Origin of the sequence: Sphingobacterium sp. UBA7625, from assembly GCF_002484085.1 — a bacterium.
Classification (GTDB): Bacteria; Bacteroidota; Bacteroidia; order Sphingobacteriales; family Sphingobacteriaceae; genus Sphingobacterium; species Sphingobacterium athyrii.
In genome coordinates this window covers 72,043-96,314 of the sequence record NZ_DLJD01000030.1, presented here as the reverse complement: position 1 = coordinate 96,314, position 24,272 = coordinate 72,043, and the positions used below count along the sequence as shown (strand labels likewise).

Below are 24,272 nucleotides of genomic sequence, written 5' to 3'. Positions count from 1 at the left end.
ATTAAAAAGAAAAAAGATGATCAAATCAATAATAGTAGTTTTAATATCCATTCTTTGTATGACAGCCTGTGCACAAGAATCCACCATAAATCCATCCTTGAAATCCATCCATTGGATTCCGATGCAGACCCAGGACAAACAATTCGTCTATGTGGACAGTTCGCTCCAGCAGCAGCTGACACAAAAATTCTACGGAGCCGAACCCTTTACCCCAACTGGTTACGCTATCGTCTCCAATGAGAAGCACCAGCAGGCTTTAATTAATTCAAAGGGAGATTTTATCGAAAATTATTCCAATACAGATCTTGGGTTACAACCATTAGGCGAAGTGACGCTCCTTATGAAACGTCGGGAGCATGAGAAAAAACTGCCTTTCTGGAACTGGAACTGGAATATCATGGGTGGTGGCGTAAAGAAAACAGCGACCTATGTTAAGGTAGAAGTCCGTGTGCTTGAAACCGATCAGATCCTGTTGGACAAAGATGTTCCCTACGACGAAAACGAATACAGTTCGGCTGCATACAATCTGGATGATAAACATTTCGTCCTAAATGGGGATCTTTATGAACTAAAAAAACAGCATTTAAAAAAGCTTAGTACAAAAATTGATATGCTTTTGGAAAATGGCCGATATATTCCCCCTGCTGAAAATCGTTTTGAGATCTACGATATTCAACATAAGCGGCCTATTTTTTCCAATCTGGTCGGTGTCGATAAAATAGACTTGCTTTGGAACGGCCAGCCCTTACAGTTGGATTCCATCAATCAGGATCGCTACAAACCAACAGTGCCCAAATTGTTAAAAGACAACAACACAGGTGCCATCTATGTTTTCCCGCAATATGAGAAAGCTTTGCCAAAACAGATCAAACAGGCTACTGCAGCACAGCTGGCTTTCCTGAAAGAAGTTTCTCTCGTGTATTCTGTCAATAATTCACCTTACTTTATTTTGGGGAGATTTAATTATGACCACGAGGTATGGGCTTATGACTGGCTGTATCTTGACAAGGATGGCAATTTATTGGATAAAATCAACGTTAAGGATTTCTTTATTTTGGATCAGGTAGGTTATCTGGTCTGGCCGGATAAACATATGTTGTTTACAAAGAACACCCTTGAAAAAGATTGGAAAACGGGAAAAATAAAATACGTCTATCAAACCGAAGCATTATACCTCATCAACGTCAAAAAAGGTGAGCAGGATCCCACCATGGGCCTCTGGAATGCTAAGACCAAAACATGGGATCTACTGCCAAATTTTCAGCATATTGATATCTTGGATGGCAAACAACAGATCTTTTCCTTACAGATACAAAAAGATGGCCCTTTTACGTTGTACAATAATAAAACGAAACAGCAGATCGGGACCAAAAGCTATGGCACAATCAACCCAAGTGGTCTGGTACGGGTAAAAGGCGCGGAAAATAGAGAGAATTACTATTACATAGATATCTATACCGGAAAAGAGTACAAGGAATAGCTTCTTTCCTTCGTCGCCTTTTAAAAGCTTTTTATCAATAAAAGCCCCGTTGTGATATGATACACAAACGGGGTTCGAAATACGAAATAATTTAAAAATAAATTTACAGGATTAATCCATAGCAGACAAAATATACTCTTTAAGATTTATTAACTTTAAAGGAACATACGGTTACTAGTTTTGTCCAATCAAATTGATCCTGTGAGCGAAATATTAATAGCATTATTAAAGAAAGGTGACCATTTTGCAATGGAACAGATTTTTAATCTGTATTGGGAAACCATTTTTGATGCGGCTTTAAAAAAAACTGGTGAAGAGAATGTAGCTCAGGATATCACGCAGGAAATTTTTATCTCTCTTTGGGAAAATCGTGAACGGATCGCCCTCTCAGGTGATCTCTCAGCCTATCTACACGGGGCTGTAAAATTCAAGGTAATCAATTATTTCAGAAATAATACGGTTAAAAATGGGCATCAAGCGGAATTCGCGACACTAATGAACCAACAATATGCAGACGCAGCCGACGATAAAATCATCCTACAAGATGCCCAACAGAAAGTTGAAGAAGCTCTAATGCAACTTCCTGAACGTATGCGGCAAGTAGTTCTGATGAGCCGCAAGCAAGAGAAATCAATCAAAGAGATAGCTACTGAGTTGAATATCTCCGTGCAAACTGTAAAAAACCAAATTACCTCGGCGATGAAACTGCTCAAAAAAAGCCTTTCTTAGCATCTTCCTAATCCATTGATCTGTAGTTAACAAAAAATTAATATAACGCTAATATTTTCCTCTAGTACCATTTGCCATTTGAAGTGACATGTATTCAAATGATGGAAGAAAAAGCAAAGCAACTACTGCAAAAATATCTAAATGGCGAGGCGAATGCAGCCGAGATCAAACAGGTTGAAGATTGGTATGCTCAACTTGATAATACAAAGAATAAGGTGTCGGAAGAGCGCAAAACTGTGCTCCGCGAAAAATTGTTAGGTAATATTCAGTCTGCCATTTCAGAAAAACAAATCAAAAAGCATTTCTTCTCGCGCTATCCGATTCTGAAAATAGCAGCAGCGGTTTTAATCATAGTGTCCGCAAGCTTCCTTGTTGGACGACTGAACGAACAAACTGTTTCTGCCGTTTCGCAAATCGTGACAACAACGCAGGCTGGGCAACGTAAAAAAATTACACTAACGGATGGCTCAGAAATCATCCTAGAACCTTCGTCCAAAATCTGTTATCCTAGTAAATTCAATGGCAACATACGCGAAATTGAGCTTGCCGAAGGTGAAGCGTTTTTTACGATCGCACATGATGAAAAGCATCCTTTCCATGTACAGTTAGCTTCCGACCTAGCAGTAAAAGTGCTTGGGACATCATTTCGAATTAAAGCATACCAAGCTTCCCAAAACGTAGAGGTACTCGTTGCAACAGGTAAAGTTGCCGTACAACGGGGAGATAAAGTCCTGGGTTTGCTGACCAAAAACCAAAGTTTGCGCTACAGCACACAGACCAAACAAGCATCCCGCAGTTTAACAAAAGATACCACGCCAGTGGCAATCGAATTTAATGGGACATCGTTACGGGGGGTGATACAACAATTGGAATATGTCTACAACATCGAAATCGTATTGAAAGACAAAGCACTTTCCACTTTAAAAACTACAGCTACCTTCAATAGTACACAAAAACCAGAGGAGATTTTGGATATTCTCTGTAGCCTACACCATATTAAATATAGTACGACCGAAAACCATAAGATATTTAAAATCCATAAATAATGTATAAAAAATAACCGCAAAAAATCTTAGTCACCATGCGTAATTCATTACCTAATTATTACAAAAAAATGAAAACACCTCCACTCAAAAGAGAACTCTCTTTTTATCGGATCCTGAAGTATCCGTGCTTAACATTTTCAATTACGTCCATATTCTGCAGTTCACTGATGGCGTCTCCGGGGATGGCTCAAAAATTGGATAAAAGTAGGATAAACATTAAAATAAGCAGGGGACAGCAACTTAAAGAGATCCTGCATAAAATGGAGAATCTTTCAGGGCTAAGTTTTGTCTACAATCCGGACCTTCTGCAAGAACGCAATACTGTTGTCAGTGGAAATTTCAAAACGGAATCTGTACGTTCACTGTTGAATAAACTTGGAATCAGTGCGGTAGAAAAAGATGGTCATATTATACTTACCACGCAAGCCAACAGCAAAGCACAAAGCATCGTTACTGGTATTGTCAGAGATACCTTAGGTGCCGCTATTGCCGGTGTATCCGTAAAAGTAGTCGGAACACAAGCTGGAACCACTACTGATGCCCAGGGTTCCTTCCGCATTGAAGTAGGATCTCAGGCAATACTCTCGTTCTCTATGATCGGTTTCCGTTCAAAAGAGGTCGCTGTAGGCGACAATGAGGTTATTAATGTGACCTTAAGTGGGGAAAATTCCACACTATCAGAAGTGGTCGTTGTTGGATATGGAACTCAGAAAAAAGAAACGTTGACCGGTGCTATAAGTCTGGTAGCACTTGATAAATTATCCTCACGATCAGTAAACAGCGTAGGTGAAGTACTCGCTGGAAAATCTCCTGGTGTAATTGTGAGCAACGAAGGTGGTGATCCAACTTCACCCCCACGTATTAATATTAGGGGCGCCGGTGGTATTAATGGTGAAAATGTACTGTATGTTATTGATGGTTCGATTTTCTTAGGCACACCACAATTAAATCCCAACGACATCGAATCTATTTCTGTGTTAAAGGATGCCTCTGCTGCAATCTATGGCGCAAGGGCTTCAGGTGGTGTAGTTCTGATCACAACAAAGAAAGGTAAGAAAGGACAGATGCAAATCAGTGTTGATGCCAAAATCGGCCAACAAAGTGCATGGCGCAAATTAAAACCCCTAAATGCACAACAACGTGCAGAAGTAGCGGCGACAGCGGCAAAAAATGGAGGCACGACCATCTTGCCTGCCTTCGACCCGACCAAGTATCCCGATGGACTTGTAACAAAAACCAACTGGATGGATGAGGTCTTTAGAAATGCAACTTTACAGGACTACAACGCAGCTATCAATGGTGGAAATGAAAAATCCAATTTTTATCTGAGTTTCAATTACCGCAACGCGGAAGGTATTGTACTCAATACCAAAACACAACGTTATAATTTCAGGATAAACTCAGAACATCAAATTACCCCTTGGCTGAAAGTAGGTGAAAATATGTCCTATAGCAGCACCAATGGAAACGGTGCAAATACGAGTAGCGACTACACTGGAGCACTTCTCTCCGCAATTTATTACCCAACCAATGGGACGCCTTATAATCCCGATGGCAGTTTTGCAGGCCTACCTGGACCTTTTCCGGGTGATTATGGCGATATCATTAACCCAGTGGCTGAATTAAAGCGTATCGACATCAACAATCCCGTCAATGTACTCGTCATCAATCCTTATGCAAATATTCAACTTGCAGAAGGATTAACATTCCGATCGAATTTAAGTATTACCAAATCCAATTCCAGATACAAAAGCTTTACGCCAAAACGTCCTGAAATTGGCAAACCTGTGATGAGTAATAGCCTTGTCGAAAGAGCGAATGACATCAATGACATCCTTGCGGAGCAAGTCCTGAGTTACAAAAACAAATTTGGTGTTCATCAGCTGGATTTGACAGGTGGTTATACATTTCAAAAAACCAAAAGCACTTCTTTGTATGCGTCAGGCACAGGATTCGATGACGAATCCAAACAATACAGGTACCTAAATAACGCCAATACAATACAACCGTCGGAAAGCGGATACGGAGCAACAGCTCTTTCGTCGCTTTTCTTACGGGCGAATTATAACTACGATGAAAAATACCTAATATCCTTAATTGGCCGAAGGGATGGTTCATCTATCATTCCCATGAAAGAAAATAGAACGCGATACTATTATTCTACATCTGCCGGATGGGCCCTGCATAAAGAAGATTTTTTGAAATCTGTCGAATGGCTGAATGAACTTAAGATACGGGGTAGCTATGGTAAATTGGGTGGTCTCGCCAATCTAAATCCACTGGATGTAAACCCTCTTCTTATCCGCGCAGATGCCTATTTTGGCGAAAACCCCAAGCTACAAAATGGCTATGCACAGAACGTTTTACCAAATCTGGATATGCGATGGGCCGAAAGTAAACAAACCAACATAGGCTTGGATCTCGGCATTTTGAATGGATTGAGTTTAGTAGCGGATTATTTTATTAAGGAGACAAATAATATGATCCTGACCAAACCACTTCCGGGAACAGCGGGTTTGAGCACACAAACCATTAACGGTGGATTGGTAAAAGATAAAGGCATTGAACTTGGACTAACCTATAGCAGCGCGAAAAATAAGGACTTTTCGTACTCCATCAATGCTACCTTAACTAAATTAACCAACAATGTTGAAGAATTGGCGCCCGGCCTAAACAATATTGCTGTAGGCACCAATTTTAGAAATGAATTGGCGCCGCTGACAATTACCGTGGGCCAACCACTTTACAGCTATTATGTATTAAAAACAGATGGAATCTTTCAAAGTCAGGCAGAAGCTGATAACTACAAAAATGCCAATGGACAAAAAATTCAGCCCAATGCAAAAGCCGGTGATTTCAAATTTGTGGATATCGATGGCAATGGCTCCATTGGTCCTGAAGATCGCTATTATGCAGGTAGCGCCTATCCAGATTTCTCTTATGGTCTGAGTTTTAATGCAAATTACAAAAATTTCGATTTCAATATTTTTGCTCAGGGTGTACAAGGCAACAAGCTGTTCAATGCTGTCAAGAGAACAACCTATAGCGCCAGTGGCCCCTCTTACAATAAATTAGAAGGCATTCTTGATGCTTGGTCGCCAGAAAACCCGAATGGAAAAGTTCCGATTATTTCGAGTTCGGACGCTAATGGTAACTTCAATGCTTCAGATTTCTATATCGAAAATGGTTCCTTTCTTCGCATCCGTAACGTTACGTTAGGCTACACTCTTCCAAAATCTTTAGCGGATAAATTTAAGCTCGGGAACGTGAGAGTCTATGCCACCACAAACAACTTGTTCACATTCACAAAATATACAGGGTTTGACCCGGAGATCGGTATGGATAACAACGGACTTGACGTTGGGCGTTACCCACAAGCCAGAAGCTTCATCTTCGGTCTAAATGTCAATTTTTAATCTTAAAATAATGCCAACAGGAGCGAAAGGGGTTATAGTTCATTCTATAGCAATTTGGTTAAGCTCCTTATCAATCATTAAAAAAGAAAATAAGCAAACGATGAAAACGAATATAAAATACGTCGCATTAGCAGCTACAGCGCTCTTTGCATCGTGTACGAAACAATTGGATATTTCACCTGAAGGTGCACCCTCTTCACAGAATTTTTGGAAAACAGAGCAAGATGCCATCAAGGCAGAGGCCGGTATGTACGAAAAATACAACGAAGAAGATTACTATGGCCGAGGAATGTTCTGGTTTATCAATGCAAGTGACGATATGGTCACAGGACGCAATAAACCTGAAGCAGACAACATTAAAAATTTTAATCGAAGCTACATTGGGGGTGGTTATACAGAAACGCAATGGAGCATGCGTTATGCAATTATAAAGCGAGCAAACGATATTATTACCAATGTTCCGCGAATCACAATGGATGAAAATCGGAAAAAGCAAATTATCGGTGATGCTTATTTCAATGCAGGCTTAGTTTATTTCCAACTGGCAGCAAACTATGGAAACGACAAGGCTGGTGTACCAATTGTCACACCAGAAACAGATGCTACTGTACCAGTTCCACGGGCCAACAATGTTAATGAAAATTACGACTACATCATCTCTTTATTTTTAAAAGCAGCTGAAAATCTACCTTATTTTTCAGACATGAACTCGTCTGATTATGGCAAAGGACACAAAACTGCTGCTTGGTCTTATCTGTCAAAAGTCTATTTATACAAAAAGGACTATACAAATGCCGTAAAATATGCGGATATGGTAATTAATTCAGGCAAACATGATTTGGTACCAGCCTTTGTCGATGTGTTTAAAGCAGCTAACAACTGGTCCAAAGAATACATCTGGTCAGTGGTTTGTACACCAAATGGTGGTGGTACGGGTTGGGGAAGTAAACTTCCGGGGGTTATGTTGACCAATAAAGCTTGGGGAATCTACAATGGATGGGGATACTATCTACCGACCAAAGAATTATACGATTCATTCGAAACGGGTGACTTGCGTCGTGAAGCAACGATCTTAAAACCCGGCGACAAATTCCAGTTCTTCGGAGCCGAGCGTACCTTTACAAAAGATGGCGGTGCGACATCCAACTATCAATTCAAGAAGTACATGGAACCCTTTTCATACAAAGATCCCATTCCGACACATGTCAACCCAAATGGAGATAATGGGACAACAGATTTAAATGTTCCATTGATGCGTTATGCAGAAGTACTTCTGATTAAAGCCGAAGCAGCCATAAATTTAAATGGATCCGGTGCCGGTGATACCGAATTGAATAAAATCAGAAAAAGGGCCGGTTTATTACCAAAAAGTGGAATGACATTGGTAGATTTAAAGCGCGAACGCAGAAATGAACTTGCGGGTGAATGGGCAGACCGTCACCGCGATCTCGTCAGATGGGGGGACGCGCAAGCCACTTATGCCAAACCCTTACATGATTTCGATGGCACGATTATCTGGCCAGCCAGAACCTTCAATCCACAGGTGCATGATGTGTGGGCGGTACCGCAACGTGAGATTGACAACAGCATAGGTGTAATCAAACAAAATGCAGGATGGTAAAAGGCAGTAAGTTAATTTGGTATTTATTTGTCAGTCTAAGTATTCAGTCAGTTTCTGCTCAGCAGAAACTGACTGCTAATGCAGGACATAGCCATAACGATTACAAACAACAAATCCCATTGTTGGAGGCCTACTACGCCGGCATGGGATCTATCGAAGCTGATGTCTTCTATCGCAATGGAGAACTCTACGTCGCACACGAGAGTGGTGAAATCAAACCTGGGAAAACCTTAAAGAGACTTTATATAGAGCCCTTGATTGCCTTTTTCAAAGAAAATGGTAACCGCCCTTACGCCGATCCTAATCAAACATTGCAATTGGTGATCGATATTAAGGAAAATTACGAACTGGTGCTTTCTACACTGTTGGAAAATCTGAAAGGGTATGAAGCTGTATTTGATCAGCAGAAAAATCCATCGGCAATTAAAATCGTGGTCAGTGGTAATATTCCACCGGTCGAAAAATTCAATCGTTATCCACAATTTATCTACTTTGACGGAAGACCCGAGGAAGATTATACGCCAGAGCAGCTAAAGCACATCGGAATGATTAGTCAGAATATTGCTCACTATTCGGTGTGGAACGGAAAGGGAACACCTACTCCGCCTGATCTCGAAAAAATGAAAACTGTCATTGACAAGGCACATAAAATGGGGAAACCTTTTCGTTTTTGGGCTACAAAAGATAGCCCAAACAGCTGGAAAGAATTGGCACACATGGGTGTAGATTGGATCAATACGGATCATCCAACGGCATTAAAAAATTTTTACCTAAATAATGCCAAAGTCGAATACAGTAATCCACAAGCATATACTCCTTACAAACCAACCTACAAAAGTGATGGTGCCACAACCAACATAAAAAATGTTATTTTGCTGATTGGAGATGGAATGGGATTAGCACAAATCCAAGCTGGGCTAAGCGCCAATTTCGGTCAATCCAATATCATTAACATGCGGCATATTGGTTTTTCCCGCACCGAAGCATCAAACTCTGATTTTACAGACTCCGCAGCCGGCGGAACGGCTTTAGCAACTGGGCATAAAACCAACAACCGCTATATTGCTGTGGACGAGCATGGTAAATTAATTGCCTCAATTCCCGATACCTTGGCCACCTATGGAATCAAAAGCGGCATCATTAGCTCTGGAGACATTACCGATGCGACACCAGCAGCATTTTATGCACATCAAATCGACAGGACAATGTCTCAAGAAATTGCTGCAGACTTCCTAAACAGCCATGTCGATATCTTAGTAGGCTCCCGCCGGGAAAGTTTTCTAAATAATAAGAACGGAAAACTGATCCAGCAATTGAATGAAAAAGGCTACCAGCTAAAGAACACATTGAGTGAATTCGAAAAAGCCACTTCGGGCAAACAACTGGTACTCTTGGCAGACTCGGCAACCAGGAAAGTACTAGACGGACGAGGAGACATGTTAAAAACCTCACTTCAAAAAACCATACAGCTGCTATCTAAAGATAAGCAGGGTTTCTTTATTATGGCTGAGGGTGCACAAATCGATTACGGCGGCCATGCAAATGACCTATCTTATGTTGTCACAGAACAACATGATTTTGACAGACTTGTGGGCGAAGCATTAAAGTTTGCGGACCAAGATGGTGAAACCTTAGTCATTGTGACCGCAGACCACGAAACTGGCGGTTTATCCTTATTAGACGCCAATTATAGAAAGGGTACAGTCAGAGGAAATTTTAGCAGTGACGATCATACCAACATTATGGTTCCAGTCTTTGCTTATGGTCCCGGTGCCCAGAATTTTATAGGTGTATACAACAACACGGAAATATTCAAAAAGATTCTGATGGCTTATAAGCTGAACTAAAAAATATCAATTTACTGATCGAAAAATCCGATCACAATACCCGAAATATCCAAGACGATTTCATTACTAAACATAAAATCCTCTGATTGTAAAAATCAGGGGATTTTATGTTTAAAAAGATATCAAAACACTGATTATTTATTCCTCTTTCCTTTAAAACTCGATTTAGCATATCTATTTTTTTACTTATCTTGTTATCAAAAAAGACAATAACCTGTATGATACCACAACTCAGAAGAATCGCGCTCTTATCTTTACTAATTCTCAGCGCATCAATCAGACTTCTTGCTCAGGACGACCGAAAGGCAGACTGGTTTAAAGATGCCCGTTTTGGCATGTTTATTCACTGGGGGCTATACAGCGCAGCGGAAGGAATATGGAAAGGTGAACCCCTCCGTTATATGAACAACTATGCGGAATGGCTACGCTACCGCAACCGGGTATCAAAGGAAGAATATGGAAACTTGGCCAAACGCTTTGACTGGAGCAAAATAGATCCTGAACAATGGGTGCTCCTCGCTAAAGAGGCCGGAATGAGATACATCATCATCACCACCAAACATCATGATGGTGTAGCACTTGGGATACCAAAGTAGGCACTTACAGTTTACCTAAACTCAGCGGTGCTAACCGCGATGTGATTAAAGAAATCGCAGCAGCATGTAAAAAACATGGGATGAAGCTCGGCTTCTACTACTCACATTGGATCGATTGGGAACATCCTTATGGCTGGAACCATCAACAGGAACTCTCCGGGCATGTTTCGGATCCACAGTACAACCAATACTGGCAAGAAAAAGTAATCCCCCAGCTCCGTGAACTCATGAGTAACTACGGCGATATTTCATTAATCTGGTTTGATATGTGGATCCCCTATCAAAAATCCATCATTAACAAAGAACAACTGCTCCAAGTAGTCAGGCTGATCCGTGAACTACAGCCAAATTGCTTGATCAACTCACGTCTCGGCCTTCCTACAGATGCCGAAAATGTAGATTTCGAAACTTTGGGTGACAACCAGTTCGGGAGCAACTTTATTGCACATCCTTGGGAAACACCCGGTACCATCGCCCACTCCTGGGGTTATAATGGTCAGGAAAATGAATGGAAATCAACCAGCCAGATTTTTCAGTCACTGATCTCAAACATCAGTCTCAACGGCGGGTTTACCCTGAATATTGGCCCTCGCGCCGACGGAACTGTTCCTTATGAAAGCGTAAGCCGTCTACATGATGTAGGCTCCTGGTTAAATACCTATGGCCAAGGGATCTATGGCAGCACTGGTCTTTCTTTAAAAAACAACCATTTTGACTGGGGTTACTTGACCACCAAAACCGAACAGCATAAAACCGTTGTCTATGCGCATGTATTTAACTGGCCGCTGGATCATAAGCTACGCATTACAGGAATTCAATCCAAACCATCCAATGTATCGCTAATGAAAGGTAATACTTCAACACCTTTAAATTATGATCAGAGCCTGAGTCTAATCCATGTTGACCTACCGGCGGACCAACCGGATCATTATGTTTCAGAGGTAAAACTGACCTTTGACGGACCTTTAGAACTGGACAAAAATACAGTCCCTGAATCCACCTTCGGCGGCTTTTCATTAAAATCAACCAATAGCCTGAACAATGACCTAAAAATCGTGCGCTATAACGGTAAAAATCCAACCTATGCCATACTCACAGGAAACACAAAGATCGACTGGGAAGTAACTATCCCCGAAGCAGGGAGCTATACAATCGACTTTTCAGCCCACAATCCGAACAAAGAGCCTATTCCGTTCGAAATTAGCGTTGCCAGTCAACAACTAAAAGGAAGTTTTGGGCCGAACAAAAAAATGGTTGTCGAGCCAAATGAAAATAACTACACCGAGGAATTTGTAGAAAAACGTATCGGAACATTAAAATTTGATAAACCGGGTAAATATATTTTGACCTACAAATCCCAACAGCAGCTCCCGCTCTGGTTTAACTGGTTGTGGCTGGAAAAAACAAAAAATTAAATTCCTTCGCAGAAAACGGTGTTAAAAAATCAGCAAAAACCTTTGGCTATTTCCCAAAGGTTTTTGTTATATTAAAGTAACTATATGCATAATGCCTTTTTGTATATAAGTTGCCTACTTTAATATTTTTTTATTATTTCGCAGCAAATGTTACCAATTTTGTAAATAAAGAACAGATAAATCTCCTATCTTTATACATGAGTAAAATGATCCTAAATATTGTTGGTTAATGCATCTGGAACAGAACTCTTTATCTACACCTTCCGCTCAAACACAACGTTCGGGATTGGAGGGATTGATTACAACTTTGGAAGACGGCACCATTCTACATCTCAATGAACGCGCATGTGAGCTTTTAGCGTTAGACAATATTGAAGCGAAAGGCAAAAAATTACATCAGTTGACTACATTCTATTCATCTGAGGACGCATCGCCTCTTACAGCAGAACAGACTCCCTTTCAAATCGCGCTTAAAAACAATCCTTACGACCAAGATATAATCTTAGGAATCGCAACAGGGGGTACGTTTAAATGGTTTGTTTTCCATATCAGCCGGTTCTCCGAAGAAAGTAAGTCCGGCCTTCTGGTATCTTTCATCGATATTTCAAAAGTTATCAATCAGAACCATGCCCTGAAAGATAAACAACAGCAGTTGCAACTGCTGGTTGCCTCCCTCAACGATCTGGTCTTTGAAGTAACCGATACCGGAGTGTTTAAAAACTATTGGACCAATGACCCCGGTTTACTATTCTACCCACCGGAGGAATTTTTAAACAAAAGCCTGACCGAACTTTTCCCGGCAGATCTGGCTATACCAACGATTCAACTGATCCAGAAATCTCTACAGTTAAACAGGGAATTTAAAATGGAGTTTCAGTCTCCTTCCGAACAGCATAAAGACAAATGGTATAGTCTACAGATCAAACCTATTCATCGATCACAAAACCGGATCGCATTGGTTGTCTCCGATATTACAAAGCAAATTGAATCAACCGAAAAAATCCGATTTAACGAACATAAATTCAATCAGGCCTTCCATTTCTCTGGTTTAGGCATTGCCTTGACAAATCTAGATGGTTATTGTATTGAATCCAACCATACATTAACCAAGATCCTGGGGTACACACAGGAAGAGTTGTCGACAATGAAATTCTCACACAACGCCCATCCAGATGACGTCGAACGTGATATCGGGCTCAGGAGACAACTTATTCGTGGTGAAATTGAAACGTTTACCATACAAAAACGTTACCGACACAAACTCGGTCATTATGTGTGGTGTTCAGTGACAATTGCAGCAGTCTTTGATAATGCCAATGCCCCCCTATTTTTGATCGTTCAGGTTCAGGATATTTCTGAATCAAAGAAAAATGTCGAAATATTAAAGCGGCAAAAAATAGAATCTGATCTGGTTAAAATGGACCTCGAAACCAAAGTCAGACAACTGGAAGAATTTACGAATATCCTTGCACATAACTTAAAAGGACCGTTGAGTAATATGCCGATGCTCATCGATGAGCTTAAAGTCTCAACAGATGAAAAGGTAAAGGCTGATTTTCTGGAGCTTTTGAAGATCAGCACGGAGCAACTTACCGAAACGTTACACGACTTGGGTGAGATACTCGAATTGAGGTCGAATAAATCGCTCGTATTTGAAGACTGTGATTTTCTCCAAGTATTTTATAAGGTAAAACAGCAGTATATTGGAGAAATACAGCAAAAGAATGCTGTAATTTCTGTCGAATTCAATGTGACCAATATCCACTATCCAAAAATTTATCTGGAAAGTATCCTTGGCAATCTCATCAGCAACTCACTTCGGTTTACAGCGAGCGATAAAGCGCCATGTATTGAAATTAGGACTTCCCTAGAGAAAAATGGAACATTATTGACCGTCAAGGATAATGGATTAGGCATCAATCTACCTAAATATAAATCTCAGCTCTTCATGTTTAAAAAGATTTTCCATCGCGGGTTTGAGAGCAAAGGCATTGGTTTATTTCTTACCCGGTATCAGGTAGAATCATTGGGCGGTAAAATAGATGTCCAAAGTAAACCGAACGAAGGAAGTATCTTTTCCGTCAAATTTTTAGAAAGAAAATAATGAATCAGGAAAACAATAGAAAAATCATCCTCATAGACGACAATGCGATCTTACACACTATTTTTGGCTACATGCTACAGGGATTTTCGGATTATCCAATTGAATTTTATCCTTTCAAAAATGCATTGGACGCACTGGATTTTATGGAATCGAATGACATCAGTGCATCATCCAGACCAGCCGTATTGTTTGTTGATATCAGCATGCCCTTTATGACAGGCTGGGAACTGATGGACGTTTTAGAGGATAAAACCGATTTTATCAATCAGACCAAGATCTTTATCATAAGCTCTTCCACCAGCCAGAGCGACCAGGAACAATTGGCAAATTATCCTTTTATAAGTGGTTTTATTTTGAAACCTTTTGGCAAAGAATTATTATATGAAATTCTGAGAGCGCCCCATTAAAGATGATCGCTTCATCTCCAGAATGTTGGATAAAAGCATTCAACAGAATGCCATACCTATCATTGATGAAAAGGAATAGTGGGAAGACCGACAACAATTAGCCTGTTCTTTAGAGGCAAAAAAGGAAATAGACATCAGTTAAAATACGGATGCTTATTTCCTTTTTTTGTCTGCATTGTTAGATTGCCTTACATTTCTCTGCAAGCCAGTTCTTTTCTTCACTTGAAAGATGTGTTGATAACTGATCAAATACCCATTGATTGTAATTATTCAGCCAAGAAAGATGCCTTTTTTCCAACAGGGATTTCTCAATCAAGTCTGTCGCAATATAACATATTGTCAATGTCTCAAAATCCAAGAAATCACCGAATTCCGACGAACCCGCTTTTCGAGTCAACACCAAATTCTCGATACGAATACCATGTTTGCCAACACGATATAGACCAGGTTCAATGGAGGTAATCATACCCGGTTCAACAGCAACATCTATTGCGGCAGCATTAAATGTCTGCGGCCCTTCATGCACGTTCAGGAAAAATCCAACACCATGCCCTGTGCCATGACCATAATTGCGCAAGGTCTCCCACAATGGGCGGCGGGTAATAGCATCGATTTGATATCCACGAGTGCCTGCAGGAAAAATTGCCTGCGACCCCTCTATCGTACCTTTCAGCACCAATGTATAATCTTCTTTTTCCTCCTGTGTAAGACCTCCCAGTGAAACAACCCGTGTAATATCTGTCGTTCCTGTTTTGTATTGACCGCCAGAGTCCACCAACAACAAGCCCTTTGGGCGTAATGTATAATTGGATTTCTCATTCGCTGAATAATGTGGCAATGCACCATGATCTAGATATCCTGCAATTGTGGTGAAAGAAACATCAACAAATCCGTCTTGGTCCTCACGGAATCCACGCAGCTTATCAGCGATCGACAACTCCGAAAGCTCTTCACTGCCGACATTTTCTTCCAACCATTTAAAAAACTTCGTAAGTGCAACACCGTCTTTTACAAAAGTATGCCTGTTATTTTCAATTTCAACTTTATTCTTAATTGCTTTTAAGGTCGTAGAAGGATTTATTTTTTCTACGATTTTAATGCTATCAGGCACGCTGTCAAATACAGCAAAGCAAGTACGTTTCGGGTCAATTAAGATGGCCTTTGCCGATAATGTTTCAATCGTTTGATAGATGCTTTCGTATGCAGCTATTTCCACACCATAGCCTTTTAGTTCAGCAATTGTTTCGGTGCTCAACTTCGACGGCTCAATGTAGAGTGTTGCTGTATCCGCTGTAATCAATACGAACCCTAAAACAACAGGATTGCAGGGTACATCCTGGCCACGGATATTAAGTAACCAGGCGAGATCATCCAGAGAAGATATTAAATGTGCATCGGCACGATTTTTCTTCATTTCAGCCCGAACAGCCTCAATCTTCGCAACAGTAGATTGCCCTGTAGTACTTTCTGGCAACAGGTAAGCCTGCTCCCTTGGTAAGTCCGGTCTGCCCTCCCATAAATCAGATAACAAATCGATATGACCATCCACCTGAATATCTAGAGGCTCCAATGCATTTTTGACAGACTGAGCCACCAAAAGTGACGCCAGATTGCCATCAAAAGCAACTTTTGCTCCTGCATTCAATTTCTCTCCTAACCAATCCGCATATTCCGCCGCTGCCTGGACTTTCAGTTTAACTAATTCAAAACCTGTTCCTTCCAATTGCTCCACAGCTTGGACAAAATAACGGGAATCTGTCCAAAGGCCAGCAAAATCTTGCGTGATAGCCAAAGTGCCTGCAGACCCTGTAAAACCTGAGGCCCAGGCAATACATTTGTAACGTTCTGGTAAATATTCACTGATATGAGGATCTGATGACGGGATAATATATCCATCGATTCCTTGAATCTTCATAGCCTCACGAATAGCAGCTAATTTTTCGATATGCTTCATGTCGTCTATACAATTTTATGCAAGTTAGGATTTTTTAGGGTCGAATGCCTAACTTTAAGGCAAATAAAACAAACGGATTAAATGCGTATATACGCTAATTAAAATTATACATACATTGGACCAACGGTACAATATCAAAGAATCGTACAGTTCATGTTCAAAGAAATTACTTGTTGATGAAAAAAATCGCCATATATTCCATTACACTATCGACCTATGCATTTACCGCGGTGACAAGCTCCCTGTTTGCTCAGGATATCAGAACCAAGATCCAAGAAGCATTCAATCAATTTCAAAACCAAGAAAGCCTGAAGAACGCAATAAGTTCTTTGACAGTATTTGACGGAAAGACAGGTCAAACCATTTTTGCTGCCAACGAAAATATCGGGCTGGCTACAGCTTCAACGATGAAAGTCATTACAGCTGCTACAGCATTGGATTTTCTGGGCAAGAACTATCAGTTTAAAACGACCTTATATTATACAGGTTCAATCGATGAAAACGGGGTCCTCAATGGAAATATCATTGTTTCGGGCACCGGTGACCCTACACTGGGGAGCGACCGTTATCCGGAGACCAAAGCAGCTATTGTGCTAAACAAATGGATTACGGCCATTCAAAATGCTGGAATACGAAGTATCAATGGAGCTGTTATTGCCGACGACCGCTTATATAATGGCAATCAGCTACCGGGCGGATGGATATGGACGGATATGGGTAATTATTATGGCGCAGGCATTTCATCACTCAACTGGCATGAAAATGCTTTCGGAATTGATTTTAGTCCGGCGGCCAAAGTTGGGGCAAAAGCTGAAATCGTCAATTACACGGTTCAGGTTCCCTATCTGCAGATTATCAACGAAACCACAACAGGCAAAGCTGGAAGCGGTGACAATGTCTATGCCTATGCATCCCCCTATTCCACCAAAATATTCGTTCGTGGCACCTATGGGCAGGATTTAAAGAAGACCATCGAACTCGCTTCCCCGGACCCTGCATATGATTTGGCTTTTCAACTGAATGAAGGACTCAACAAACAGGGCATCCTCGCAATCCAACCGCCTGCAACAGGTGTCAAAATGGATTCGATAGACCTTTCCCAAAAGCAACCATTGGATGTACACCTATCGCCTACCATGGACAAAATTGTCTATTGGTTTAATCAAAAAAGTATCAATCTCTATGGGGAAGCCTTACTAAAGGCTATCGCCTATACAACCGCTGGAAAAACGGGAACGGATGATGGTGCCAATTATATACAGAAATACTGGAACGCGAAGTTAGGGATCAAACCGGGCGAGATCAATAGTGTGGACGGCTCAGGGCTTTCGCCACAGAATAGAGTTACGACCCTGGCCATGAACAAAATTATGCAGTATGCGCAAAAGCAAAACTGGTATCCCGTATTCTACGAAAGTTTGCCGTCCTACAATGAGATGAAGATGAAAAGCGGAACAATTGCTGGTGCCTTAGGCTATACCGGCGTACACACCGCTAAAAATGGACAGTCTTTTACCTATACATTATTGGTCAATAATTATTCGGGATCAGGGGCAAATATGCGCAGGCAAATGTTTAAATTGCTGGACGTTTTGAAATAACATATTATTGTCTATTTATAATAAGATATTGGCAAATATTTCCAATTGTCAAAAAGAATGATAGATTTGTAGCCTTAAATTAATAAAATCGTAATGAGTAACACTAATCGTAAACAGGCAGCGTTAAATTACCACTCAATGGGTAGACCTGGAAAAATAGCTGTTGTTCCGACAAAACCAACAAATTCGCAAAGAGACTTATCGTTAGCATATTCTCCTGGCGTAGCGGAGCCATGTTTGGCTATTGCCGAGAATAAAGAAGATGCTTATAAATATACCGCAAAAGGGAACCTTGTTGCTGTTATCAGTAACGGTACAGCTGTATTGGGCCTAGGTGATATCGGCGCTCAAGCAGGTAAACCCGTCATGGAAGGAAAAGGTTTATTGTTCAAAATTTTTGCTGACATCGATGTATTTGACATCGAAGTGGACACCAAAAATGTTGACGAGTTCGTCAAAATCGTAAAAGCATTGGAACCAACTTTCGGAGGTATCAACCTGGAAGATATCAAGGCTCCTGAATGTTTTGAAATTGAGCGTCGCCTCAAAGAGGAAATGAATATCCCGGTCATGCACGATGATCAACATGGTACAGCAATCATTTCCGGTGCAGCGCTGATCAATGCCTGTGAAATTATCGGAAAAGATATCTCCAAAGTAAAAATCGTCGTCAATGGTGCCGGTGCTGCTGCGATGTCCTGTACAGCAATGTATATTTCCGTAGGCGCAAGCAAAGAAAACATTGTGATGCTTGACAGTAAAGGTGTCATTCGTACGGATCGAGAAAATCTGGACAGCATGAAAGCACAATATGCTACGGATCGTGATATCCACACCCTAGCAGATGCTGTCAAAGACTCCGATGTGTTTATTGGTTTATCTGCAGCTGATGTCATGTCTGCAGAGATGTTGTTGACTATGGCTCCGAATCCGATTGTTTTGGCGATGGCCAATCCAAATCCAGAAATTGCCTACGATTTGGCAATGGCTACCCGTAATGATATTATCATGGGTACTGGGCGTTCGGATTATCCAAATCAGGTAAACAACGTATTGGGCTTCCCTTACATCTTCCGTGGTGCTTTGGATGTACGCGCGACAGCAATTAATGAGGAGATGAAAATTGCCGCAGTACGTGCTATTGCTGACCTGGCAAAACAACCCGTTCCTGAAGAAGTCAACCAAGCATACAATACCAACAATTTAAAATTCTCTGAAGAATATATCATTCCTAAACCTACCGATCCACGTTTGATCACAGAGGTTTCTATGGCTGTGGCAAAAGCAGCAATCGAATCTGGTGTAGCGAAAACGGCAATTGAAGATTGGGATAAATACCGCGATGCATTGCGTAAACGTCTGGGTAAAGATGATGCGATCATGCGCAACCTAACGATGGCCGCTAAAAGAGACCCAAAACGTGTTGTCTTTGCTGAAGCAGATAATTACAAAACATTACGTGCCGCTCAAATCGTAAAAGAAGAAGGTATTGCGATCCCGATCCTATTAGGTAAGAAAGAGAAAATCCAACGTTTGATCCAAGAGTATGCTTTTGAATTGGACGGTGTAGAAATCATTGATCCAGTCGCTGAGGTTGACGGTGAATCAGAGCGTTCAAAAAAATTCATCGAGCACCTTTATACCAAAAGACAACGTAGAGGAATCTCCCGTTACGATGCGCGCAAACTGATGTTTGACCGCAACTACTTCGGTGCTTCTCTGGTTGAGTTTGGCGAGGCAGATACATTGATTTCTGGTATGACCAAAAATTATGCAAACACTATTCGTCCGGCATTGCATGTCATCGGTGCCAAACCGGGCAGCCGTGTAGCAGGTATGTATATGATGTTAACCAAAAAAGGGCCTATTTTCATGGGCGATACGACCGTGAATGAGGATCCTACTGCACAAGAGCTAGCTGATATCACCTTACTTTTGGACAAAGCGGTTAAACGCATGAATATCCAACCACGTATTGCTTTGTTGTCTTACTCCAATTTTGGCTCCAGTGAAGGAAAGACTCCTACCAAAGTGAGAGCAGCAGCACAGATCATTCATGAGCAGCACCCTGACATCATTGCTGATGGCGACCTGCAAGCTAATTTCGCCTTAAATAGCGACATGTTGACCGACAATTTCCCATTCAGCTGTCTAAATGGACAATCAGCAAACACACTTGTGTTCCCGAACCTGGAATCAGGTAATATTGCCTATAAACTATTACAAGAAGTCGGTGAAGCGGAAGCTGTAGGTCCTATTCTTTTGGGTATGAACAAACCGATCCATGTACTCCAATTGGATAGCTCTGTACGTGAAATCGTCAACATGGTGACTATTGCTGTAGTTGATGTTCAAGCTCATCTTAAAAATTTATAGAATCGCTTAAAATCTTCCTATATTCGTAGTACTATGTACGAATATTTCAATGGAAAATTAGCATATAAAGCCCCCACTCATGTTGTTATCGACGTGAGTGGGATTGGCTATTATGTTCACATCTCTCTTTATACCTTTTCCCAAATCAAGGATCAGGAAAATTGTAAATTATTTATTTCACTACAAGTTCGGGAAGACTCCCATACACTGTATGGTTTCGCCACAGAAGGTGAGAAAAAACTGTTCGAGAATCTGATCTCCGTTTCAGGTATTGGTCCCAATACGGGCCGGATGATCTTATCGTCCAATACACCTGATGAAATACAATCCGCTATTGTCAATGGGCAGGTTGCTTTAATTCAGAAAATTAAAGGAATCGGTCCTAAAACAGCGCAACGTCTGATCCTGGAACTTCAGGATAAATTGAAAAAACAAGGTGTGGAAACACTTTCAACTACGATTCAATCGCAGTCTGTACCTGATGAAGCTTTATCTGCTCTGGTCATGTTAGGCTTCAATAAAGCTGCTGCCGAAAAAGTATTGAATACGATTCTAAAAACAGAGGCGAACCTCTCTGTCGAGGATATGATCAAATTAGCGCTAAAGAGGCTTTAAAAAACGGCGGGCTCAATTCGCTTAACAAAAAGAGGCTTACAGGTTTGGCTCAAATAAAGTTTCATCTGCTGTACTCCAATTTCAGGATAACTAGGATGCATCTTTATAAATGCCATAGGATTTATAGGGACTTCACAGAAACCTTATATGGACCTCATTCGGACTTTATTCGGATCAAAGCGTATAAAGTCCGTTTTATATCCTTATCAGCCTCATAAAAAAAATATCTTATACAAGTGCTAATCTGCATTTCGTTCAATCATTGAAACGAACCATTTGCCTTTTAATGAATTAGGCTGTCCGATACTGTAAACTCCGATAAAATTACGGATGAAATAAACTTTATTCGACAATAAATGCGCATCCAAATGTGATCAATCATCGATACCCTCAGCGGGAAACGCAAACGATTGTTTTAATTAAAAACACATTAAATCAAACCACTGCAAAATACAAAGAAGAGTATTCTATCCTATTTCAACAGGCTATTTGTTACATTAAGCTTTTGCTAAATCGTATTTATTCCTTTATTTTTAGGGCTTCTTATTTCAGTTATAATCGCACTCATGAAAAAACTATTTTCACTTGCGCTTGCTTTAAGTATAGGAGCAGCAGTATTTGCGCAGGAAAAAAAAGATGTCACATTGAATATTGTGCCTCTACCGCAACATGTCCAGATCAAAAATGGCTCATTCAAAATCAATGCAAATACAAAAATTGCTTTTGATAGTGAAGAGGACAAAAAAGTTGCCGCTTTATTCCAGGATTTTCTAAAAAGCAACTACAACCTCAATTTAACGCTGGCAAAGTCGGCAGGTAAAAACAGCATTTATTTCTCTTCTAAAAGTGCAAAATCAGGCAATACCGAAGCGTATGATCTTAACATTGCTTCTGACCAAATTACGGTCAGTGGAAAAGCAGCCGGCCTATTTTATGGTATGCAATCGTTGATTCAATTGCTACCTGTCGATAAAAAAGCAGGTATCGAAATTCCCCAGGCATCCATTCAGGATGAGCCTCGTTTTGCTTACCGTGGATCACATCTTGATGTTGGCCGTCACTTCTTCCCCGTAGAATTTGTCAAAAAGTACATTGATATTTTGGCATCCTACAAACTGAATACTTTTCATTGGCACTTGACAGATGATCAAGGCTGGCGCATTGAAATTAAATCCCACCCAAAACTGACACAGATCGGTGGCTATCGTAACCAGACTTTATTGGGCAACTATAAAACTGACGGTGACTACGACAATACCCCTTATGGTGGTTTCTATACCCAAGACCAGATTAAAGAGGTCGTCGCTTACGCAAAAGCGAAGTATGTCACTGTCATTCCTGAAATAGAGATGCCGGGCCACGCTTTGGCGGCACTTTCGGCTTATCCAGAGCTAGGTTGTGGTGATCAACCGGGGCCATACACAGCTGCCCAGACCTGGGGTGTATTTGATGATGTCTTTTGTGCTGGTAAAGAAGAGACATTCAAGCTATTGGAAGATGTTATCGACGAAGTCATTCCATTGTTCCCAAGCGAATACATTCACATCGGTGGTGATGAGTGTCCTAAGACCAAATGGAAGACTTGTCCACATTGTCAGAAAAGAATCAAGGATAATAACCTCAAAGACGAACATGAATTGCAGAGCTATTTTATTCAACGTATGGAAAAATACATTAATAGCAAAGGCAAACGTATCATTGGCTGGGATGAGATCTTAGAGGGTGGATTAGCACCAAATGCGACTGTTATGAGCTGGAGAGGAGACCAAGGAGCCATCGACGCGGCAAACCAAGGACATGACGTCATTATCACAGCCAACAGTTATGGACTTTACTTTGACCACAAACAAGGTGCTGATCAAAATAGAGAGCCATTGAGCATCGGTGGACTTTCGACATTGCATAAAGTATATGCTGCCGACCCTATGCCTACCAAAATTTCAGAAAACAACAAGAAACACGTTTTGGGTGTACAAGCAAATATTTGGACAGAATATATCGGCTCTTCCAACAAAGTAGAGTTCACCATCTTACCGCGTGTACTGGCTCTTTCGGAAATTGCCTGGACGCAACCGGAGAATAAAAACTGGAAGAATTTTTCCGAACAACGTGCGGCACGCCAATTGGCAAAACTCGATCAGACAAACACATTCTATCGTGTACCTGAGGTATATGGTATCACTGACACGACTATATACGCATCAGAATATACCATCCGGGATTTAAAGCCATCTGTCGAAGGTGCGAAAATCTATTATACCCTAGACAATTATGATCCTTCAGAATTGGACCTTGAATATACTGGCCCGGTCAAAGTGACGGTTCCAAATAGTAAAGAACGTGTGTTCAAAGCCGTAGTTGTGACGCCTTCCGGAAAACGGAGCAATTACATTCGGGTAAACATTATCAATACAAAGAAATAATATCATTTCGCCCATGCGAAAGCGCTAATATTCTGTTAACTTTGAACAGAATATTAGCGCTTTTCTATTTAATGAGCGTATTCTACAAGAATATAAATACGAATTTTATGGCTGAAGATCTATTAATTGCCAAGGGCAGCAAAGCGGAACAATATCAAAACTTACTTCCACAAATAGGTGGATTGCTACAGGGAGAAAATAATCAGATTGCAAACCTTGCCAATATTGCGGCAGCGTTAAAGGAACAATTTAATTTTTTTTGGGTTGGTTTTTATCTCGTAGACGGTGCTGAAGAGCTTGTTCTTGGCCCCTTCCAAGGCCCTGTTGCCTGTACGCGCATAAAAAAAGGAAGAGGTGTATGCGGCGGTGCTTGGGCGCAGGCGGAAGTCCTTATCGTACCTGATGTAGAACAATTTCCGGGACATATTGCCTGCAGCTCACTTTCACGTTCAGAAATCGTATTGCCTGTATATAAACAAGGGAAAATTATCGGTGTACTCGATGTGGACAGCAGTGAATTGGATAGCTTCGACGAAATAGACGAAAAATACCTTACCCAAGTCTTGCAGTTGTTGGATAAATAACGTATTAAGCATTATTAGCAAAAAATATATAAAGCAAAAACCTAATAATCAAAAGTCG

At 40.9% G+C, this 24,272-nt stretch carries 15 protein-coding genes and 1 pseudogene; 15 read left to right on the top strand and 1 reads right to left on the bottom strand.

From position 1 onward, the window contains the following. Positions 1–16: 16 nt before the first annotated feature. The 10 genes and pseudogenes from B4G94_RS14130 to B4G94_RS14080 all read left to right on the top strand — a co-directional run bounded on the left by B4G94_RS14130 (position 17) and on the right by B4G94_RS14080 (position 14,661). On the top strand, positions 17–1,480 hold the full coding sequence (locus B4G94_RS14130) for a hypothetical protein (protein WP_286859613.1): 1,464 nt from the start codon (positions 17–19) through the stop codon (positions 1,478–1,480). Between the two features lie 201 nt (positions 1,481–1,681). Beyond that, complete coding sequence (locus B4G94_RS14125) at positions 1,682–2,209, top strand: RNA polymerase sigma factor (RefSeq protein ID WP_146191120.1); 528 nt, start codon at positions 1,682–1,684, stop codon at positions 2,207–2,209. Between the two features lie 98 nt (positions 2,210–2,307). Beyond that, positions 2,308–3,255, top strand: a complete 948-nt coding sequence (locus tag B4G94_RS14120) for a FecR family protein (RefSeq protein ID WP_108636040.1) — start codon at positions 2,308–2,310, stop codon at positions 3,253–3,255. Between the two features lie 68 nt (positions 3,256–3,323). Continuing rightward, positions 3,324–6,671, top strand: coding sequence for a SusC/RagA family TonB-linked outer membrane protein (locus B4G94_RS14115; RefSeq protein ID WP_286859611.1), 3,348 nt, complete (start codon positions 3,324–3,326; stop codon positions 6,669–6,671). Between the two features lie 100 nt (positions 6,672–6,771). Then, entirely contained in the window at positions 6,772–8,292 is a 1,521-nt protein-coding gene (locus tag B4G94_RS14110) for a RagB/SusD family nutrient uptake outer membrane protein (RefSeq protein ID WP_108636116.1), read from the top strand. Continuing rightward, positions 8,286–10,139: an alkaline phosphatase gene (locus B4G94_RS14105; protein ID WP_286859609.1), complete on the top strand. Its 1,854-nt coding sequence runs from the start codon at positions 8,286–8,288 to the stop codon at positions 10,137–10,139. Before B4G94_RS14110 ends, B4G94_RS14105 begins: the two co-directional genes overlap by 7 nt. Positions 10,140–10,357: 218 nt before the next feature. Beyond that, positions 10,358–11,343: pseudogene (locus B4G94_RS28105) on the top strand (alpha-L-fucosidase); the annotation flags it as partial. Positions 11,344–11,460: 117 nt separating this feature from the next. After that, positions 11,461–12,150 carry an alpha-L-fucosidase C-terminal domain-containing protein gene (locus tag B4G94_RS14090; RefSeq protein WP_286859657.1) on the top strand — a complete coding sequence of 230 codons (690 nt, stop codon included), beginning with the start codon at positions 11,461–11,463 and terminating at the stop codon, positions 12,148–12,150. Between the two features lie 229 nt (positions 12,151–12,379). Then, a complete protein-coding gene (locus B4G94_RS14085; protein ID WP_286859606.1) occupies positions 12,380–14,254 on the top strand; it encodes a PAS domain S-box protein in 1,875 nt (624 codons plus the stop codon). Next, complete coding sequence (locus B4G94_RS14080; RefSeq protein ID WP_286859605.1) at positions 14,254–14,661, top strand: response regulator; 408 nt, start codon at positions 14,254–14,256, stop codon at positions 14,659–14,661. Before B4G94_RS14085 ends, B4G94_RS14080 begins: the two co-directional genes overlap by 1 nt. A 178-nt stretch (positions 14,662–14,839) precedes the next feature. Here B4G94_RS14080 and B4G94_RS14075 read toward each other — a convergent pair whose 3' ends face one another. After that, positions 14,840–16,615, bottom strand: a complete 1,776-nt coding sequence (locus tag B4G94_RS14075) for an aminopeptidase P family protein (RefSeq protein WP_108636045.1) — start codon at positions 16,613–16,615, stop codon at positions 14,840–14,842. A gap of 176 nt (positions 16,616–16,791) precedes the next feature. Between B4G94_RS14075 and dacB the strand changes: the two genes are divergently transcribed. The 5 genes from dacB to B4G94_RS14050 all read left to right on the top strand — a co-directional run bounded on the left by dacB (position 16,792) and on the right by B4G94_RS14050 (position 24,214). Continuing rightward, positions 16,792–18,216 (top strand): D-alanyl-D-alanine carboxypeptidase/D-alanyl-D-alanine endopeptidase, encoded by a 1,425-nt coding sequence (gene dacB / locus B4G94_RS14070; RefSeq protein WP_286859604.1) that lies wholly within the window; start codon positions 16,792–16,794, stop codon positions 18,214–18,216. 93 nt (positions 18,217–18,309) lie between these two features. Beyond that, the gene (locus B4G94_RS14065) at positions 18,310–20,592 is read left to right on the top strand and encodes an NADP-dependent malic enzyme (RefSeq protein ID WP_165305572.1); all 2,283 of its coding nucleotides are present in this window, start codon (positions 18,310–18,312) and stop codon (positions 20,590–20,592) included. Positions 20,593–20,625: 33 nt separating this feature from the next. Further along, positions 20,626–21,207 carry a Holliday junction branch migration protein RuvA gene (ruvA, locus tag B4G94_RS14060; RefSeq protein WP_286859603.1) on the top strand — a complete coding sequence of 194 codons (582 nt, stop codon included), beginning with the start codon at positions 20,626–20,628 and terminating at the stop codon, positions 21,205–21,207. A gap of 566 nt (positions 21,208–21,773) precedes the next feature. Continuing rightward, positions 21,774–23,630, top strand: coding sequence for a beta-N-acetylhexosaminidase (locus tag B4G94_RS14055; RefSeq protein ID WP_286859602.1), 1,857 nt, complete (start codon positions 21,774–21,776; stop codon positions 23,628–23,630). Between the two features lie 107 nt (positions 23,631–23,737). Then, positions 23,738–24,214 carry a GAF domain-containing protein gene (locus tag B4G94_RS14050; protein WP_286859601.1) on the top strand — a complete coding sequence of 159 codons (477 nt, stop codon included), beginning with the start codon at positions 23,738–23,740 and terminating at the stop codon, positions 24,212–24,214. Positions 24,215–24,272: the final 58 nt, after the last annotated feature.

What these genes read in the sequence shown, in the direction of transcription:
- B4G94_RS14080 (WP_286859605.1), top strand. Translation starts at nt 14,254, where the DNA reads ATGAATCAGGAAAACAATAGAAAAATCATCCTCATAGACGACAATGCG.
- B4G94_RS14120 (WP_108636040.1), top strand. Translation starts at nt 2,308, where the DNA reads ATGATGGAAGAAAAAGCAAAGCAACTACTGCAAAAATATCTAAATGGC.
- B4G94_RS14110 (WP_108636116.1), top strand. Translation starts at nt 6,772, where the DNA reads ATGAAAACGAATATAAAATACGTCGCATTAGCAGCTACAGCGCTCTTT.
- B4G94_RS14065 (WP_165305572.1), top strand. Translation starts at nt 18,310, where the DNA reads ATGAGTAACACTAATCGTAAACAGGCAGCGTTAAATTACCACTCAATG.
- B4G94_RS14085 (WP_286859606.1), top strand. Translation starts at nt 12,380, where the DNA reads ATGCATCTGGAACAGAACTCTTTATCTACACCTTCCGCTCAAACACAA.
- dacB (WP_286859604.1), top strand. Translation starts at nt 16,792, where the DNA reads ATGAAAAAAATCGCCATATATTCCATTACACTATCGACCTATGCATTT.
- B4G94_RS14050 (WP_286859601.1), top strand. Translation starts at nt 23,738, where the DNA reads ATGGCTGAAGATCTATTAATTGCCAAGGGCAGCAAAGCGGAACAATAT.
- B4G94_RS14130 (WP_286859613.1), top strand. Translation starts at nt 17, where the DNA reads ATGATCAAATCAATAATAGTAGTTTTAATATCCATTCTTTGTATGACA.
- B4G94_RS14075 (WP_108636045.1), bottom strand. Translation starts at nt 16,615, where the DNA reads ATGAAGCATATCGAAAAATTAGCTGCTATTCGTGAGGCTATGAAGATT.
- B4G94_RS14105 (WP_286859609.1), top strand. Translation starts at nt 8,286, where the DNA reads ATGGTAAAAGGCAGTAAGTTAATTTGGTATTTATTTGTCAGTCTAAGT.
- B4G94_RS14115 (WP_286859611.1), top strand. Translation starts at nt 3,324, where the DNA reads ATGAAAACACCTCCACTCAAAAGAGAACTCTCTTTTTATCGGATCCTG.
- B4G94_RS14055 (WP_286859602.1), top strand. Translation starts at nt 21,774, where the DNA reads ATGAAAAAACTATTTTCACTTGCGCTTGCTTTAAGTATAGGAGCAGCA.
- ruvA (WP_286859603.1), top strand. Translation starts at nt 20,626, where the DNA reads ATGTACGAATATTTCAATGGAAAATTAGCATATAAAGCCCCCACTCAT.